Origin of the sequence: Arthrobacter pascens, assembly GCF_017052465.1 — a bacterium.
GTDB lineage: Bacteria > Actinomycetota > Actinomycetes > Actinomycetales > Micrococcaceae > Arthrobacter > Arthrobacter pascens.
Window position 1 is genome coordinate 107,900 of the sequence record NZ_JAFHKT010000121.1, and the last position, 15,763, is coordinate 123,662.

17 protein-coding genes are annotated in these 15,763 nt (G+C 66.3%); 8 read left to right on the top strand and 9 right to left on the bottom strand.

What is annotated here, in order from left to right:
* Window positions 1-60 precede the first annotated feature (60 nt).
* Window positions 61-738, bottom strand: coding sequence for a 4-carboxy-4-hydroxy-2-oxoadipate aldolase/oxaloacetate decarboxylase (locus JYA52_RS07390; protein ID WP_205652539.1), 678 nt, complete (start codon window positions 736-738; stop codon window positions 61-63).
* 25 nt (window positions 739-763) lie between these two features.
* On the bottom strand, window positions 764-1,972 hold the full coding sequence (locus JYA52_RS07395) for an aspartate transaminase (protein WP_205652540.1): 1,209 nt from the start codon (window positions 1,970-1,972) through the stop codon (window positions 764-766).
* Window positions 1,973-2,258: 286 nt separating this feature from the next.
* Between JYA52_RS07395 and JYA52_RS07400 the strand changes: the two genes are divergently transcribed.
* A complete protein-coding gene (locus JYA52_RS07400) occupies window positions 2,259-2,777 on the top strand; it encodes a hypothetical protein (protein WP_205652541.1) in 519 nt (172 codons plus the stop codon).
* Here the strand turns inward: JYA52_RS07400 and JYA52_RS07405 are convergent.
* Window positions 2,774-3,412 (bottom strand): GOLPH3/VPS74 family protein, encoded by a 639-nt coding sequence (locus JYA52_RS07405; protein WP_205652542.1) that lies wholly within the window; start codon window positions 3,410-3,412, stop codon window positions 2,774-2,776. The two genes, JYA52_RS07400 and JYA52_RS07405, sit on opposite strands and share 4 nt — an antisense overlap.
* A 159-nt stretch (window positions 3,413-3,571) precedes the next feature.
* On the opposite strand from JYA52_RS07405, the gene JYA52_RS07410 reads away from it, so the two are divergent.
* Genes JYA52_RS07410 through JYA52_RS07430 form a run of 5 tightly spaced genes read left to right on the top strand, consistent with a single transcriptional unit; the run spans window position 3,572 to window position 9,693 of the window.
* A complete protein-coding gene (locus tag JYA52_RS07410; protein ID WP_372433760.1) occupies window positions 3,572-4,492 on the top strand; it encodes a MurR/RpiR family transcriptional regulator in 921 nt (306 codons plus the stop codon).
* A gap of 53 nt (window positions 4,493-4,545) precedes the next feature.
* Window positions 4,546-5,496 carry an NAD(P)-dependent oxidoreductase gene (locus JYA52_RS07415; RefSeq protein ID WP_205652543.1) on the top strand — a complete coding sequence of 317 codons (951 nt, stop codon included), beginning with the start codon at window positions 4,546-4,548 and terminating at the stop codon, window positions 5,494-5,496.
* Window positions 5,497-5,520: 24 nt separating this feature from the next.
* The gene (locus JYA52_RS07420) at window positions 5,521-7,068 is read left to right on the top strand and encodes an aldehyde dehydrogenase family protein (RefSeq protein ID WP_205652544.1); all 1,548 of its coding nucleotides are present in this window, start codon (window positions 5,521-5,523) and stop codon (window positions 7,066-7,068) included.
* A 28-nt stretch (window positions 7,069-7,096) separates the two neighbouring features.
* Window positions 7,097-8,323, top strand: coding sequence for an amidohydrolase (locus tag JYA52_RS07425; RefSeq protein WP_205652545.1), 1,227 nt, complete (start codon window positions 7,097-7,099; stop codon window positions 8,321-8,323).
* A complete protein-coding gene (locus tag JYA52_RS07430; RefSeq protein WP_205652546.1) occupies window positions 8,320-9,693 on the top strand; it encodes a DUF3100 domain-containing protein in 1,374 nt (457 codons plus the stop codon). The genes JYA52_RS07425 and JYA52_RS07430 overlap by 4 nt, the downstream gene beginning before the upstream one ends.
* A 116-nt stretch (window positions 9,694-9,809) precedes the next feature.
* Here the strand turns inward: JYA52_RS07430 and JYA52_RS07435 are convergent, their stop codons facing one another.
* On the bottom strand, window positions 9,810-10,193 hold the full coding sequence (locus tag JYA52_RS07435; RefSeq protein WP_205652547.1) for a nuclear transport factor 2 family protein: 384 nt from the start codon (window positions 10,191-10,193) through the stop codon (window positions 9,810-9,812).
* A 133-nt stretch (window positions 10,194-10,326) separates the two neighbouring features.
* Complete coding sequence (locus JYA52_RS07440) at window positions 10,327-10,548, bottom strand: hypothetical protein (RefSeq protein WP_205652548.1); 222 nt, start codon at window positions 10,546-10,548, stop codon at window positions 10,327-10,329.
* A 219-nt stretch (window positions 10,549-10,767) separates the two neighbouring features.
* On the opposite strand from JYA52_RS07440, the gene JYA52_RS07445 reads away from it, so the two are divergent.
* Window positions 10,768-11,220: a hypothetical protein gene (locus tag JYA52_RS07445; RefSeq protein ID WP_205652549.1), complete on the top strand. Its 453-nt coding sequence runs from the start codon at window positions 10,768-10,770 to the stop codon at window positions 11,218-11,220.
* Window positions 11,221-11,262: 42 nt separating this feature from the next.
* Window positions 11,263-11,658 (top strand): type II toxin-antitoxin system VapC family toxin, encoded by a 396-nt coding sequence (locus JYA52_RS07450; RefSeq protein ID WP_205652550.1) that lies wholly within the window; start codon window positions 11,263-11,265, stop codon window positions 11,656-11,658.
* 95 nt (window positions 11,659-11,753) lie between these two features.
* Here JYA52_RS07450 and purU read toward each other — a convergent pair whose 3' ends face one another.
* The 4 genes from purU to JYA52_RS07470 form a co-directional block, all read right to left on the bottom strand.
* Complete coding sequence (gene purU, locus JYA52_RS07455; protein ID WP_205652573.1) at window positions 11,754-12,662, bottom strand: formyltetrahydrofolate deformylase; 909 nt, start codon at window positions 12,660-12,662, stop codon at window positions 11,754-11,756.
* An 11-nt stretch (window positions 12,663-12,673) separates the two neighbouring features.
* The gene (gene cycA, locus JYA52_RS07460; RefSeq protein WP_205652551.1) at window positions 12,674-14,149 is read right to left on the bottom strand and encodes a D-serine/D-alanine/glycine transporter; all 1,476 of its coding nucleotides are present in this window, start codon (window positions 14,147-14,149) and stop codon (window positions 12,674-12,676) included.
* Entirely contained in the window at window positions 14,139-14,975 is an 837-nt protein-coding gene (locus JYA52_RS07465; RefSeq protein WP_205652552.1) for a methylenetetrahydrofolate reductase, read from the bottom strand. The genes cycA and JYA52_RS07465 overlap by 11 nt, the downstream gene beginning before the upstream one ends.
* Window positions 14,976-15,010: 35 nt before the next feature.
* Window positions 15,011-15,763 (bottom strand): lipoyl synthase (locus JYA52_RS07470; RefSeq protein WP_205652553.1); only part of this gene is annotated, 753 nt, incomplete at its 5' end.

The window sequence follows — 15,763 nt, forward strand, 5'->3', positions numbered from 1 at the left end:
CGCGGTCGCGGGAACTGAAGGCGGGAGAGCACAAAGCACGGCAGCTAGACCGCTACCTGACTAGGCCTGTTCGACGAGCAGGCCCTTGGCCTTCAGGACCTCGGTGAGTTTGCACAGTTCAATGGTGGTGCCGCCGGCCTTGTACAGGCCGATGAGTTCGCACTCGGCGTCGTCACGTTCCTGCGAGAGGCGGATGACTTCCTCGATCTCGTCCTTCCGGACCACCACCACACCGTCGGCATCGCCGCGGAGGACGTCGCCGGGGTAGATGATTTCGTCGCCGAAGACCACCGGGTGGTTGATGGGGCCGATGGTTTCCTTCACGGTGCCCTTGATGGAGATGCTGCCGGAGAAGACGGGCAGGCCCAGTTCGATGAGGTCCTGGGTGTCGCGGACACCCGAGTCCGTCACCAAGCCGGCGAGGCCCTTGGCCTTCATCGCGTTGCCGAGGACGTCGCCGAACGTTCCGGCTTCCTCGTACTCCCCCGCCGCGGCCAGGATGACGTCCCCGGCCTCCGCGTAGTGGATGGCCACCTGCAGCATGAGGTTGTCCCTGGGCGCGCACCGGACAGTGGTGGCGGGGCCGCAGAAGGACATGCTCCTGTCGATCGGCTTGATCTTGGAGCTCAGCGCTCCCTTTCGTCCCTGTGCCTCGTGGATGGTGGCGGACGAGAATTTCGCGAGGCGGCTTACGGCGTCGGCGTCGGGTCGGTCGATATTGGTCTTGACGTGAATCACGGCGGTTTCCTTCGTTGGGTGCGGATCAGCTGAGGGCCTGGACGGCCTTGTCGATGGCGGCGATGGATTCTTCGATGATGTCGAGGCTGGTGGCATAGGAGATGCGGAAGTACGGCCCCAGCCCGTAGGCCGATCCGGGGATCGCCGCCACGGACGCGTGGTCGAGCAAGTAGAGAACAAAGTCCTGGTCATCGCGGATGACGGTCCCTTCCGGCGTCGTCTTCCCGATGGCCCCCGCGCAGTTGACGTAGGCGTAGAAGGCGCCTTCCGGCGTCGCGCATGACAGGCCGTCGACGGCGTTAAGTCCGGCGACTGCCGCATCGCGCCGGCTGCGGTAAATCTCTACGCTCTCCCGCACGAAGCCCTGGTCGCCGGTGAGCGCGGCGGCGCTGGCAGCCTGGCTCACCGAGGACGGGCAGGAGGAGATCTGGGACTGGAGCTTGTTGATCGCGGCGATCAGCGGGGCGGGCCCGGCCGCGTATCCCAGCCGCCAGCCGGTCATCGCGTAGGCCTTGGACACGCCGTTGACGGCGAGGATGCGGTCCTTCAGCTCGGGGGCAACCTCCACCAGGCTGGTAAGCCGGCCTTCGCCGAAGTAGATCTGGTCGTAGATTTCGTCCGTCAGCACGTAGACGTGCGGGAAGTCCGCGAGGACGTCGGCGAGCGCGCGCAGTTCCGCCCGTGAGTAGACGGCGCCAGTGGGGTTGGACGGCGTGTTCAGGATGACCCATTTGGTGCGCTCATTGAGGGCGCCGGCCAGGGCTTCCGGCGTGAGCTTGAATCCCTCCTCCTCGCCGCAGGGAACCACTACCGGCGTGCCGTCGTTGGCGAGCACCATGTCCGGGTAGGAGACCCAGAAGGGGGCGGGCACAACCACTTCGTCCCCGGCGTCGAGGGAGGCCATGAAGGCCGTGAAAATTACCTGCTTGGCGCCGCCGCCGATAGTGATCTCAGCCGGGGTGTAGTGCAGGCCGGTGCGCAGCTCGATGGTCTGCAGGATGGCCTGCTGCAGGGCGGGCGTTCCGGTGACGGAGGTGTATTTGGTCTCCCCCTGGCTGATCGCTTCGACGGCTGCGGCCTTGATGTGCTCCGGGGTGTCAAAGTCCGGCTCGCCGACCGTCAGGTCCAGGATCCGGCGCCCTTCCGCCTTCAGCTCACGCACACGGGCCGCGGCGGCCACACTGGCGGAGGACTTGATGCGGGACACCCGCGATGCGGGTTCAAATTCAGACATGGTCTCTTCCTAGGGATTCAGGAGGGAGCGGTACTCGTTTCTTCGACCCTAGGGAATCCTGGCCGGTATGGATAAGACCTAAAGTGCGTGGACGGATAAGCGTCCCTTATGGCCCGGCGGTGGCCTGACACGGCCACCGGAGTGCCTCCCGCATGAAACCGCGGCCTCTGCCTGCCCAGGGGCATCGCCGAAGCCGTCGCCAAGGGCCCCGGCCAAACTATTTCAGTATGGCTCCACGCACTTTAGGTATTTCCGCGGCAGGCCCGTTCTGTCTAGCCTTCTAGGCATGCTGGACCCCCATCCAAGGCATGAAAATGCCGTGTACTACCGCTATCAGGGAGCACCAAAACCGGACCCGGGTGTTCTTCAGGCGAAAAAGATACGGGAACTCCTCCGGAAGGACCGGCAGCGGCTTTCGTTCAATGCCAGCAGCATGCGCGCGCTCTCCGTCCGCCTGAACCAGCAGATTGCCCAGGCGCTCTGTGACGGCATGAAAGTTGCGAGCCTGGCTGAGGCCTCAGAACTCTCCCGCTGGGCAGTCCGAACCATCGGCCTGTCCTCCGACGATCTGCTGCCCTCCGGCCTGCCCGTTAAGCAGCATCTTGCGGAGATCAGCCGGCTGAAGTCCGAGCTGGCCGAGCTTGAGGAATCGAAGGCGGACCTGGAGGAACGGCGCCTGAAGCTCTTGGCCGCCGCACGCCGGCTCGGCGTCATGGATGACTACGAACTCGTGGCGCTGAGCGGACTGCAGCGCGAGACAATCCGGAAGATGACCTGGGGCGTCCGGCCGGAGTCGGTGGTCTAGGTTGCGGCTTCCGCCTCCGCCAGTTTGATCATGCGCAGTTCGTCCGCCACCGCACGGGCCGGCCAGTGGTCGTGGGTCAGTTCCCTGATGCGGTCCTGATCTGCTGCCGGAAAGACCTTGTCGATCAGCCCGGTGGCCCGAAGCAGGGCCAGCAGCGCGGTGGTCCTGGGATCGGCCGGCGCACCCCCGAGTGCGGCCTGGGACTTTTCCAGGAGCCCCGCTTCCGTAGCATGGTCCCTTTCCGGGTACCGTGTGGTCCTGAACAGTCCGAGGTGTTTTTCACCGACGTGGTCCACGATGCCAAGAGCCGCCATCCCCTCATACACGCGGTGCAGTTCTGCGCGGCTTTCCAGCATGGACACCCAACGCCTGGGCGTATGTGGCCGTGATTTGTCGCGGATGAGCTCCAGCTGGTGCTGGAAGTCGGATTCCGGAGCGGCGCCGGTAGCCCTCACGTGCTTTCCCTGCAGCTCGATTGCCCCCAGCAGATCCAGTTCAGCCAGTATGGCCCCTGCCAAAGCGGCCCTGAGCACGGGCTGCGGAACTTCCGGTTCGCCGTCCTTGTCGTTCGTTGCCAGAAGAAGGAATGCCTGGGGAAGGTTCAGCCCGCCTGTGCTCGGTGATTCAGCGTTCATACCATCATGGTGGCGCAGTTGGGCAGGCACCACAACGGCGAATTCGCGGGCCTGAAAGCCCTTCTCCGAGCAAAAGCCCTAGCCGCAAACGAGATTGCATAGTACATTTGATGCAATCAGCCTTGCATAGTGAGCCACGCTACAGAAGAGGGTCTGAACTTGAACACCAACGCTGTCGATCTTGCAGCCGGCGCCCCAGGCACCGCCTCAGGTACGGGCACAGGTACGGCCGCCGCCAGCGCTTCTCATGCCTGGCTCGGGGACGCCCTTCCGGATGTTCCGTTGACCAAGGCGCAAAGCCGGGTGGTCGATGTCATCGCCCGCAATCCGCAGCTCTCCTCCTACGCAGACATCGCCGAGATCGCCCAGCGGGCGGATGTCAACAACTCCACCGTGGTCCGCGCGGCCCAGCACCTGGGCTACCGGGGCTGGCCGGATCTCCAGCGGGAACTGCGCTCCCGCTACCTCGTGATGATCTCCACCGAGGACACCCTGACGGAGCACGGAGAGCACCGCAGTCCCTTGCATGACGCACTCAACCACGACATCGAGAATCTGCGCCTGACGCTGGACTCCAATACGGCCGACGACGCCGAGGCCGCCATCGCGGCCATGGCCACCGCCAAGTCCATCACCGTCGTCGGGCTCGGCTCGTTCGCCGGCCCCGCCAGCGTGATGGCCCACCTGGGCTCCACCATGGGATACCCCATCACCCTCGAGAACCGCGGCGGCGTCCATCTCGCGTCCAGCGCCAATTCCCTCGGGGACGGGGACGTCCTGGTGGTCATCAACATGTGGCGCTCCGTCCGGCAGATCATCGTCACGGCCGAAGCCGCCAAGCAGGCCGGCGCCACGGTCATTGCCATCAGCGACATGCGGCGCGGGCGCCTCGCAGCCGTGGCCGATCACCTCCTGGTGGTGGCCTCGGAGGGGATCTCCTTCTTCCAGTCCGTCACCGCCGCAAACTCCCTGGTCTACGGCCTGCTCGCGGGCATGGAGGCAGCGCACCCCGAACGCAGCCGTGCCGCCATCCGCCGCACGCAGCAGCTGTGGAAAGACCTCGACATCTACCTCGACTGACCTCCGCACGCCCGACTCACCCTCACCACACCCAGCTTCTCCGGGAGTAGTACATGAACACCAACACCGACCGCCGCGTAGCCGTCATTGGCCTCGGCGCCATGGGCGGGGCGATGGCCGCCACGCTCCGCCAGGCCGGCTGGAACGTCACCGGCTTCGACCCTTCCGAGGCCGCCAGGGCCGCCGCGGCCGAGGCAGGAATCGCCACAACGGCCAACATCGCGGATCTGGCCGGGACTCCTTACGCCGTTCTCTCCCTGCCCGCAGCCAACGTGGTTGAAGCCACCGTGCCCCAACTCCTGGCACCGGGAACCGTCGCGATCGTCGACACCACCACCTCCGAACCGGCCACCAGCAGACTCATGGCCTCCCTTGCCGAGGCACAAGGGGCAGCCTTTGTGGACGCCCCGGTCTCCGGCGGCCGCGACGGGGCGGCAACCGGAACTCTGAGCGCCTTCGTCGGAGCAACCGACGCGGCCCTTGCCGCCGCCGAGCCCGTCCTGCTCGCACTCACCGGCGGCAAGTACAGCCACATCGGCGGCCCCGGCAGCGGCAACGTAGTGAAGCTCCTCAACAACGTCCTGGCGGCGGCCAACCTGGTCTCCGTCGGTGAGGCCCTGGGTGTCGCCAAGGCCTACGGCATCGATCCCGCCAAGGCGGCGGCGAGCATCAGCGAGGCCTCCGGCGGCAGCAAGGTCTCCGCGAACATGTATCCCAACTGGGTGCTCTCCGGCACGCACGATTCTGGCTTCTCGCTCGGCCTCATGGCCCGGGACGCCGCCCTCGCCGTGGAGGTCGCCGCACGGATCGGCGAAAACCCGGCACTGCTGGCGGCGGTGGCCAGCCAATGGCAGGAGGCCCTGGCCGCCCTCGGACCGCGTGCAGACTTCACCGAGATCGCGCGGACCGTGGCCCCGACCATCACCCCCGCCGGCGCACCCAACGCCGGCGCACCTGCCAGCACGGCACCCAACAGCACTAACGGCAGCACAACCGCCGCCTAAGCCCAGCCCCAAAGGACCACCACATTGAGCATCACAACAGCACCCACCTCGTCCTCGGCAGCCACCGCCCGGGCGGTCCTGGACGCAGCGTTCCCGGACGGCCTCGGGGCCTTCCTCGACGGCCGGACGGTTCCCGGCGGCGGCGAGAGCATCACGCTCACTGCCGCAGCAACCGGCGAAGCCTTTGCCACGTACGCCGATCCCGGCGCGGAGGGCGCCAACGACATCCTCGAAAGCTCGGTTGCCGGCGCAGAGGCCTGGGGCGGGCTGAACGGGTTCGAACGGGCGGCCATCCTGCGCAACGTCAGCCGGGCCGTCGAAGCGCACGCGGAGGAACTGGCCGTCATCGAGTCGGCCACCACCGGAAAGCCCATCCGTGACACCCGGGCTGAAGCGCTCAAGGTGGCTGAAATGTTCGGCTACTACGCTGGCTGGGCCGACAAACTCACCGGCCAGACCATACCCGTTCCTGGCGAGTGGCACACCTACACCGAGCGCGTCCCCTGGGGCGTCGTCGTCGCCATCACGCCGTGGAACGCGCCGCTTTTCACGGCGGGCTGGAACTCCGCCGCGCCGCTGGCCGCCGGCAACGCCGTGATCATCAAACCCAGCGAATTCACCCCGGCCTCGTCGGTCCGGCTCGCCCAGCTGGCCCACGAGGCGGGACTGCCGGCGGGCGCGTTCAACGTGGCCGCGGGGCTCGGCCAGACCGTGGGCGCCGCCCTCACCACCGACCGGCGGGTGGGCAAAGTCAGCTTCATCGGCTCCGTCCCCACCGGGCGCCGGGTGGCTGTCGCCGCGGCGCAGGCAGGGATTCCCGCCCTGCTGGAACTCGGCGGCAAGAGCGCCAACATCGTGTTCGCCGACGCCGACCTGGAACGTGCGGCCGACGGCGCCATCGCGGCGATCTTCTCCGGCGCCGGGCAATCCTGCGTGGCCGGCTCACGGCTCCTGGTGGAGCGCAGCGTGCACGCACAGTTCGTGGAGCTCGTCGCGGACCGGGCAGCCCGGCTGCGCATCGGCGACCCGCTGAGTGCGGACACCGAGGTGGGCCCCATCATCACGGCCCAGCAGTTCGCCACCGTCACCTCCCTGATCGATGCAGGAATGCACGACGGCGGACGCCGGGTCACCGGCGGAACGCTTCCTGACGCTCTGGCCGGGTCCGCGCTGGCCGGCGGCCACTGGGTGATGCCGACATTGCTCGACGGGGTGACGCCCGATAACCGCCTCGAAACCACAGAGGTGTTTGGTCCCGTCGTGGGCGCGGACGCGTTCGACACGGAGGCTGAGGCGATTGCCCGGGCCAACAACACCAACTTTGGCCTGGCCGGTGCGGTGTGGACGTCCGACGTTTCCCGCGCGCACCACATTGCCCGCGCGGTGAAGGCCGGCACGTTCTGGATCAACTCCTACAAGACCATCCACGTGGCCGTTCCGTTCGGCGGCTTCGGCGACTCGGGCCACGGCCGTTCGTCCGGGCCCGGCGTCCTGGACGAGTACACCCAAACGAAGGCGATCTGGGTGCCCACGCGGGCAGCAGGCGCTCCATTCCCGTCCCTGTCCTACTAGCAGCAGAAACCAGGAGCAGCAGATCCCAATGGAACAGACAGACACAACAGCCGGCATGGCGACTCTCCGCGCCGCCCTGGCCGACCGCGTGGAGGACTGGAAGCCCCGGGTCCAGGCCATGGCGCACGAAATCCACACCAACAGGGAGCTGTCCTTCGAGGAGGTCCGCTCGGCCGAGGCGGCGGCAGCGCTGCTGGCCGACGGCGGCTTCGAGGTGGAACGCGGCACGGGCGGCCTGCCCACAGCCTTCACCGCGAGCGCCGGCAGCGGCGAACTGACGGTTGCCCTGTGCGTGGAATACGATGCGCTCCCCGACATCGGACACGCCTGCGGGCACAACCTGATCGCGGGCGCCTCTGTGGCAGCCGCCCTTGCCCTGCGGCCCCACGTGGACGAACTTGGCATCACGCTGAAGGCCATCGGAACGCCGGCCGAGGAGCACGGCGGCGGCAAGGTGCTGCTTCTGGAACGCGGGGCGTTCGACGGCGTCGGCCTGGCCCTGATGGTCCATCCTGTCCAGGACGGCGTGACCTATAACCCGGCGGGTACCAGCGCGCAGGCCGTGGGCCGGTACAAGGCGACGTTTACCGGAAAGGCCGCGCATGCGGCGGCAGCCCCGCATCTCGCCGTGAACGCAGCGGACGCCGCGGTGCTGAGCCAGGTCGCCGTCGGGCTTTTGCGCCAGCAAATACCGGGCGACCACCGCATAGCCCTGTACGTGGCCGAGGCCGGGCACGTAACGAACATCATTCCGGAACGGGCGGTGGTGGAGTTTGAATGCCGGGCCTTCACCCTTGCGGAATATGAGGCGCTGCTTGAGCGGGTCCGGCGCTGCTTCGAAGGTGCGGCCCTGGCCACCGGAACCACGCTGACCATCGAGTCAACAGAGCCGGTCTACGAGCCGCTGCTCCAGGACACCGCGCTGGCTGCGCACTGGACCGAGGCCATGGATGTGTTCGGCAAGGACACCTCGCCCTCGGCCGGCATCACCGGCGGCTCCACGGACATGGGCAACATCTCCCAGGTCATCCCCTCCCTGCATCCGTGGCTCAGCATTCCGGGCGCCGACGTGGCAATCCACTCCCACGGGTTCGCAGCCCTCGCCGACTCCCCTGAGGCCTACGGCGTGATGTTCGAGGCGGCCACCGCGCTGGCCTGGACCATCGCGGCCGCGGCCGGTACCCCCACCGAAAGAGCACGCTTCGTCAAAGCGGCATACCGCCGTCGGACATTCACCCAGGAAGGCACGTCATGAGCACCAGCACCCAACCCGCGCGGATAGACAAGGCCGGTGCCCGTCTGACGCTGCCGGTCGCCGCGTTAGCCTTCGTCATTGCCATCGCGGTCCAGCTCATCGGCCAGGCCAAGATTGATCTCGGCATCGGCGCCATCGTCATCTTCCCCATGGTCTGGGGCCTCATCCTCGGACTTTTGGTCTCCATCCAGAAGTTCAAGCCCCTGGGCCTGGATCTGCAAAGGGTTGCGGCCGCCCTGGTCGGTGTGGCTGTCCTGCTGCTGGTGGCCAGGCTGGCGTTCAACATCGGCCCCAGCCTTCCCAGCCTGATCAAGGCCGGGCCGGCCCTGCTACTGCAGGAGGTGGGCCACCTGCTGGGCACCATCGCGCTGGCCCTCCCCCTGGCTGTTCTGCTCCGCATGGGAAAGGCGACGGTGGGGGCCACGTTCTCCCTGGACCGGGAACCGTCCTTCGCCATGGTTTCCGAAAAGTACGGTCCCGATTCGGACCAGTACCGGGGCGTCCTGGCCATGTACGTCTTCGGGACCCTTTTCGGCGCCGTGTTCATCACGCTGCTCACCTCTCTCGTGGCCAACTGGAAGATCTTCGACCCGCTGGCCCTGGCCATGGGCGCCGGTGTGGGATCCGGCTCCATGATGGCAGCATCCTCAGCCAGCATCATCGCGGCCTACCCCGGCGACCAGGAAGCCATCCTGGGCATGGCGGCGGTCTCCAACCTGATCACCACCATCCTCGGCGTGTACGTCGGAATCTATATCGCGCTGCCGCTGGCGGACCGTTTCTATCGGGTCCTCACCCGCAAGCAGACGCGCGAGGCGGCTGCCGTCACGGCAGGTGCCACCGCAGAGCGCGGCGCGGCCGACGTGGAGCGGGAAGAGGCCCAGGCCGAGGAAAACCGGCGGTTCCGCGAGCAGGTCGCCGAATCCTCGGCAGCCATTAAGCTGCCGCTGTGGCTGTCCCTGTCGGTTCTGACGGTCCTGGGAATCGGCACCGCCTCCGTGGCGGCCAAGGGGTTCAGCCTGTCGATCGTCGCCGGGTACGGAATCATGCTTGCCCTGGTTTTGGTGAGCATTGCCCTGTCGAAGGTCACCAGGAAAATCTCGGCGATCGTCTACATCACCACCATCGGTGCCTACATCTCCAGCCCCTGGTTCTTCGGCGCCGCAGCGCTCACCTCGGTGATCAAGACGGTCGATTTCCTGTCCATCGCCACCGTCATGCTGACGCTCGCGGGCCTGTCCCTGGGCAAGGACATCCCGTTGCTGAAAAACATTGGCTGGAAGATCATCCCGGTGGGCCTGGTGGCCATCACCGCATCCTTCCTGCTCTCGACGGTGATCGCGCAGTTCGCGCTGGGGCTCGGGCAGTAGCGCTCCGGCACCCAGCGCTCTGGCATTAAGCGTGCAGTACCGGCACACGCCGCCGCACCAGTGAACGGACGACGGCGGGACCTCCCGCCGTCGTCTGTTGCGTCTTGTCCCCGGGGTTACCAGGTGGTGGCTTCCGAGCGCGCGGCGAGCCATTCCCCGTCTGCGCGGATGAAGTCCATGGTGAGCTGCAGCGGCCAGTTGGCCCGGGCCCCGTAGACCGTAGCGTCGGTGACGGTCCTCCCCACCAGCCGGGCGGTGGCGCCGTCCACCTGAAGGGACACGTCCTTCTCCCGGGCGTCGTGATAGACAAACTGCCCGGCCCGCATCTGGGCCAGCCACTCCTGCATGGGCTGGAAGTAGCCCGTCATGTGCGTCAGCGAGAAGTCCTTTGTGAGCAGTTCGCCGAGCGCTTCGGTGTCGCCGTCCACCATGGCGCGCAACTGGGCCCGGTAATTGTCCAGGATGTCCGATCGGTCCTGGTCCTCAGCATCGGTGGTCATGGCATGCCTTTTCCGTTCTCCATGCCATCAACGCTATTAGCCCCGGCCCCGCTGTGGGAGGGCCTGCCGTTACCTGTCAGGTGCCCTGGGGCCGCTGGCTGTCTACATCGAACCCGCGCGAAAGGCCCTCGAGTCACTGCGGCCACCGCCAGCCGCGGACGACGTCGTGCGGGCACTTGCCTCGATTGGCCTCGACGAGCGTGACATTCAGACAAGCGACACCGGCACCGGCATCAGGTTCGGAGCGTCGGCAACGGGTGGCTGCGTTCGCGGGAGCGTAGGTCTTGATGGGACCGTACAGGTCGTCGTTGGCGGATACATCATGGACGGCGGCTGCCTCGCGATGAACGGACATAGATCCAGGGAGTTCTGGACCGGGGATCCATCAGGTGGCGATCATGATCTTTGGCCGTCCGCCAGGAGTTGCGTCGGCCCGAAGGCGATCCGCATCATCGAGGACGCGCTGGAGGAACACGGCCTCGCGCTGAAGTCGGACCCCCGCCGTCGTTCGCTTGCGTTGGCGAAACGGACGCACGGTTCCGCCTGAACGCCCAGCGCGTGGGACGCTGGGGTCATGAGCGGAACAGCACCGTCTGCGCCCGGGGAACTCGGCCCGGCGGACTCACACCTCGTCGTCGACACGGCCAACGTGGTCGGGTCACGCCCGGACGGCTGGTGGCGCGACCGAAAAAAGGCCGCGCAGAAACTCATTGACGGCCTGTCACAGCTGGCGCAGCAGGGCATCGCTTCGGAAGCGGGGGCAGGTGGGGAACGCGCCTGGCCGGACATCGTCGTCGTGACGGAGGGGCAGGCCAACGGCGCCGCCGATCCTCACGGCCGGGTACGGGTCGTGGCCGCCGATCGGGACGGCGACCAGGCGATAGTTGATACGGTCCGCGATCTGATGAGCGGCAACGCGTCGGTGCAGGTGGTGACCGCCGACCGCGGACTCCGGAGCCGCGTCGAGGAACTCGGCGCCGCCGTCGTGGGGCCAAGCTGGTTACGGGCACACCTTCCGCCGGACTGACGGAGCGTTCGAACGACTGCCGCTTGGGCGAGAATGGGCTTCATGACTCGGTATGTGATCACCCCGGACACGGCACTGCGGCTCGCCGAGGACCAGACCCTGATCGGCGACGAGTGCCAGCTTGTGGCCCCGACGCTTTTCCGCTCGCAGGTCCTGTCGCTCCTGTACCAGGCGGTGCGCCGCGGCGAATTATCGAAAGTGGATGCCTCCCGGCAGCTCGACTACGTGCGGGCCCTGCGCATCAGGCTGCTCGGAGACCGGGTCCTCCAAAGCGTCGCCTGGAAGGTGGCCGACCAGCTCGGCTGGCCGGACACCCTCGACGCCGAATACGTCGCCCTGACCCAGCTGCAAGCCGATGCCCTGATCACCCTGGACGGGCAGCTCGCCCTGGCGGCCCGGCGCCTGGTCACGGTCGCACCGATCGAAGCGCTGCACTGATCTCCCGGCGCTGAGCGCACATGGTCCTCCCGGTGGAACATTCGACGTTCGCGCCAGCCATCCGGGTCCGCACTCGCGGACCCGGATGGAACTTCCTAGCGCAAAATGACGGTGCGGTTACCGAGCAGCAGGATTCTGCCCTCGCAATGCCAGCGGACGGCGTTGCGGAGGGCTGCGCATTCGGCGTCCCGTCCGACGGCGACCAGATCATCGGCGGTGTACGTGTGGTCCACGTCGATGACCTGCTGCGAAATGATCGGACCCTCATCGAGTTCGGCGTTGACGTAGTGCGCCGTAGCACCCACGGTCTTAACCCCGCGCTCATAGGCCTGGTGGTAGGGCTTGGCACCCTTGAAGCTTGGCAGGAACGAGTGGTGGATGTTGATGGTCCGTCCTGCCAGCCTGGCCGAAAGCCCGTCACTCAGGACTTGCATGTAGCGGGCCAGCACCACCAGTTCCACGTCGAACGCGTCGACGAGTTCCAGGAGCCGGGTTTCGGCGTCGGTCTTTGTGTCCTTCGTGACCGGCAGGTGGAAGAACGGGATGCCGTGCCAGTGGACCAGCCCCTCCTGGTCGCGGTGGTTCGACACCACGGCGACGATCTCCACCGGGATGTCGCCCGTGCGTGCCCTGAAGAGCAGGTCATTGAGGCAGTGGCCCATTTTGGACACCATCACCAGGACACGGCGTTTCCGGCCGTGCGGCTCCAACTGCCAGTTCATCTGCCATTTCTCCGCCACCGGCGCGAAGTTCCGGCGCAGCTCGTCCGTGCTGACGGGCTCCTGCGCCGCGGAGAAGTGGACGCGCATGAAGAAGCGCCCTTGCGCCTTGTCGCCGTACTGTTTGATGTCTATGATGTCGCAGCCGTGGCCGAGCAGGAATCCTGAGACCGCGTGGACGATGCCAGCAGACTCGACACAGTCGACGGTCAGCACATGCTCAACCATGGCTGCAGGTTCCTCCGGTGTCCGAACGGGACTAACCAAGGCCTGTGCGGTGCTCATTTGGGCGGTGCTCATTTCTTCACCTTTCCAAGTTCCCGCGCAATGGATGAGGCCTCTTGCTCCAGGTCCTGGGTGAGTTCGGCCTGGAACGTTGCATAGCGGGCCAGGTGCGCGGGACGCCGGCGCAGCACCAACCAGGCGGCACCGAGCAGGATGAACCAGACCGGTGTGACCAAGAGCGCCATCAGCGTGTCCGGCTGCGTGGTCAGTGCCCACAGGACGAAGGCGAAGAACGCGAAGACCACCCAGACCATGGGGACCCCGCCTGGCATCCGGTACTTGGACGCCTCGTGCAGGTGCGGGCGGCGCCTGCGGAAGGCCAGGTAGCTGGCCAGGATGATGGACCACACGAAAACGAAGCAGACAGCCGACACGGTGGTCACCATGTCGAACGCCTTGCCTATGTCCTGTCCCGCGTACATCAGCACCACGCCGGAGAGCAGGAGAACGCAGGACAGGAACAGGGCATTCTGCGGGACCTTGCGGCGCGACAGCGCGCTGAAGACGGACGGGGCGTCACCCTCCTGGGCCAGCCCGTACACCATGCGCGACGTGGAGTAGATGCCGGAGTTGGCCGAGGACATGGCCGAGCTGAGAACCACCAGGTTCACCACGGTGGCGGCGGCGCCCAGGCCCGCCAGGGAGAACATGCCGATGAACGGGCTGTGGCCGGCCTGGAACTGGGTCCAGGGGGTGACGGACATCAGGATGATGAGGGCGCCTACATAGAACAGCAGCACACGGATGGGGATGGAGTTGATGGCCTTGGGCAGGTTCTTCTCCGGGTCCTTGGCCTCTGCGGCCGTGGTGCCCACCAGTTCAATGCCCACGAAGGCGAAGACGGCGATCTGGAACCCGGCCACGAATCCCATGAACTCGTTGGGGAAGAAGCCGCCGTGGCTCCACAGATTCGTGAAGCTGGCCGGGCCGGCGTCGGACTGGAACCCGCTGAAAATCATAAACAGGCCCACCACGATCAGTGCGGCGATGGCGATGATCTTGATCAGCGCAAACCAGAACTCCGTCTCGCCGAACGCTTTGACCGTGGTGAGGTTCAGGAGCAGGAGGATGGCCACGGTGGCCAGGCCCGGGATCCACAGCGGCAGTCCCGGCCAGAGTTCCTTCGAGTATCCGGCGATGGCGATGACGTCCGCGATTCCCGTGATCACCCAGCAGAACCAGTACGTCCAGCCGGTGAAGAAGCCGGCCCACGGACCCAGGAGGTCCGCCGCGAAATCGCTGAAGGACTTGTAGTTCAGGTTGCTCAGCAGCAGTTCGCCCATGGCCCGCATGACGAAGAACAGCATGAAGCCGATGATCATGTAGACGAAGATGACGGAGGGCCCTGCCGCGGATATGGTTTTGCCCGAGCCCATGAAGAGGCCGGTGCCGATGGCGCCACCAATGGCGATCAGCTGGATGTGCCGGTTGCTGAGCTGCCGCTCAAGATGCGGCGTTTGCTGGGAAGTTACGGTTTCAGATGTCACGTGCTGCTCCTCGAATCAATGCTTGCTGGAGTGCTGCTGAGGTTGATGCCTGACCCGGCCCGCCGGGAACCGAATCAAGGCTGTTGAAGCTGTAGAGATGGATGCCCGCGATGGTGCCTGGCTGGCTTTCCAACCCGTCCACCAGGCTTTGTGGCGAGTAGCTGTCGCCACTCAGGAGTTTGCGGGCCAGCGGGCCTTTGCGGCTCAGGAACTTCAGGGAACTTCCGACGCCGATCTGCGTCGCCAGGGAGACCAACTTGGTCCGCGGAACGGACCCCGGCACCCCGGCCCAGACGGGCAGCCGCACGCCTTCGCGGCGCAGGAGCGCCGCGAAATCAAGGATTTTCGGTGCGGAGAAGCACATCTGCGTGACAACGTGCGAAGCCAGGTGCTGCTTGGCCAGCAGGGCATCCAGCACGTCCACGGCGCCAACGGAGGGATGCCCCTCCGGGTAGCCCGCGACGCCTGCCCGCATCACTCCGCCGGAGTACTGCGCGATGTCTTCCAGCAAGGGAAGGGCCGACTCGTACGGGCCGGCTGGCTGCTTCCGGTCTCCGCCGATCACGAACACTTCGCCGATGCCGGCAACGTCGCAGTCGCGGAGGATTCCGGTGAGATCGGCACGGCTGTGCAGGCTCCGCGCCGCGAGATGTGGGATCACGTTGTAACCGAGTACGCTCAGCTGCACCGCGGCCCGCATGGTCCGCTCGATGCCGTGATGGGGCAGGCACGTCACGGTGAGCGTCGTGGTCAAGGGCACCAGGGCCTTGACCCGCTCAACGATTCCCTCTGAAGGGATGATTTCAATTCTGATGGGGAACATCATTGGTCCTCTCTGAACATCAGGGTGGGTCTGTCAGGTCAGGCAGTGGCCGCGAGCAGTGAGCTGGCTTCCTGGCGGGTGCTGCCGGAGCTTTCGATGTGCGCCAGTTCGGCAGGGATTTCCCAGCCCTTCTTGCGCATGGCGGTGGCCCAGAGCCGGCCGGCACGGTACGAGGAGCGCACCAGCGGACCGCTCATGACGCCGAGGAAACCGATTTCCTCGGCCTCGGTGGCGAGGTCGACGAATTCCTGCGGCTTGACCCAGCGGTCCACCGGAAGGTGCCGCTCGGACGGGCGCAGGTACTGGGTGATGGTGATCAGGTCGCAGCCGGCGTCGTGCAGGTCCCGCAGGGCCTCGGAGATCTCTTCGCGGGTTTCGCCCATGCCCAGGATCAGGTTGGACTTGGTGACCATGCCCAGCTTGCGGCCCTGCGTGATGACGTCCAGGGACCGCTCGTAGCGGAAGGCGGGACGGATCCGCTTGAAAATACGGGGCACGGTTTCGACGTTGTGGGCGAAGACCTCAGGCCTGGACTCGCAGATCGCGGCGATGTGTTCGGGCTTGCCGGAAAAGTCGGGAATGAGGAGCTCGACGCCGGTGCCCGGGTTGAGCTCGTGGATCTTACGGACGGTCTCCGCGTACAGCCAGATGCCTTCGTCTTCGAGGTCGTCACGGGCCACGCCGGTCACGGTGGCGTAGCGCAGCTGCATCGCCTGCACCGAACGGGCCACCTTGGTGGGCTCGAACATGTCGACAGGGGAGGGCTTGCCGGTGTCGATCTGGCAGAAGTC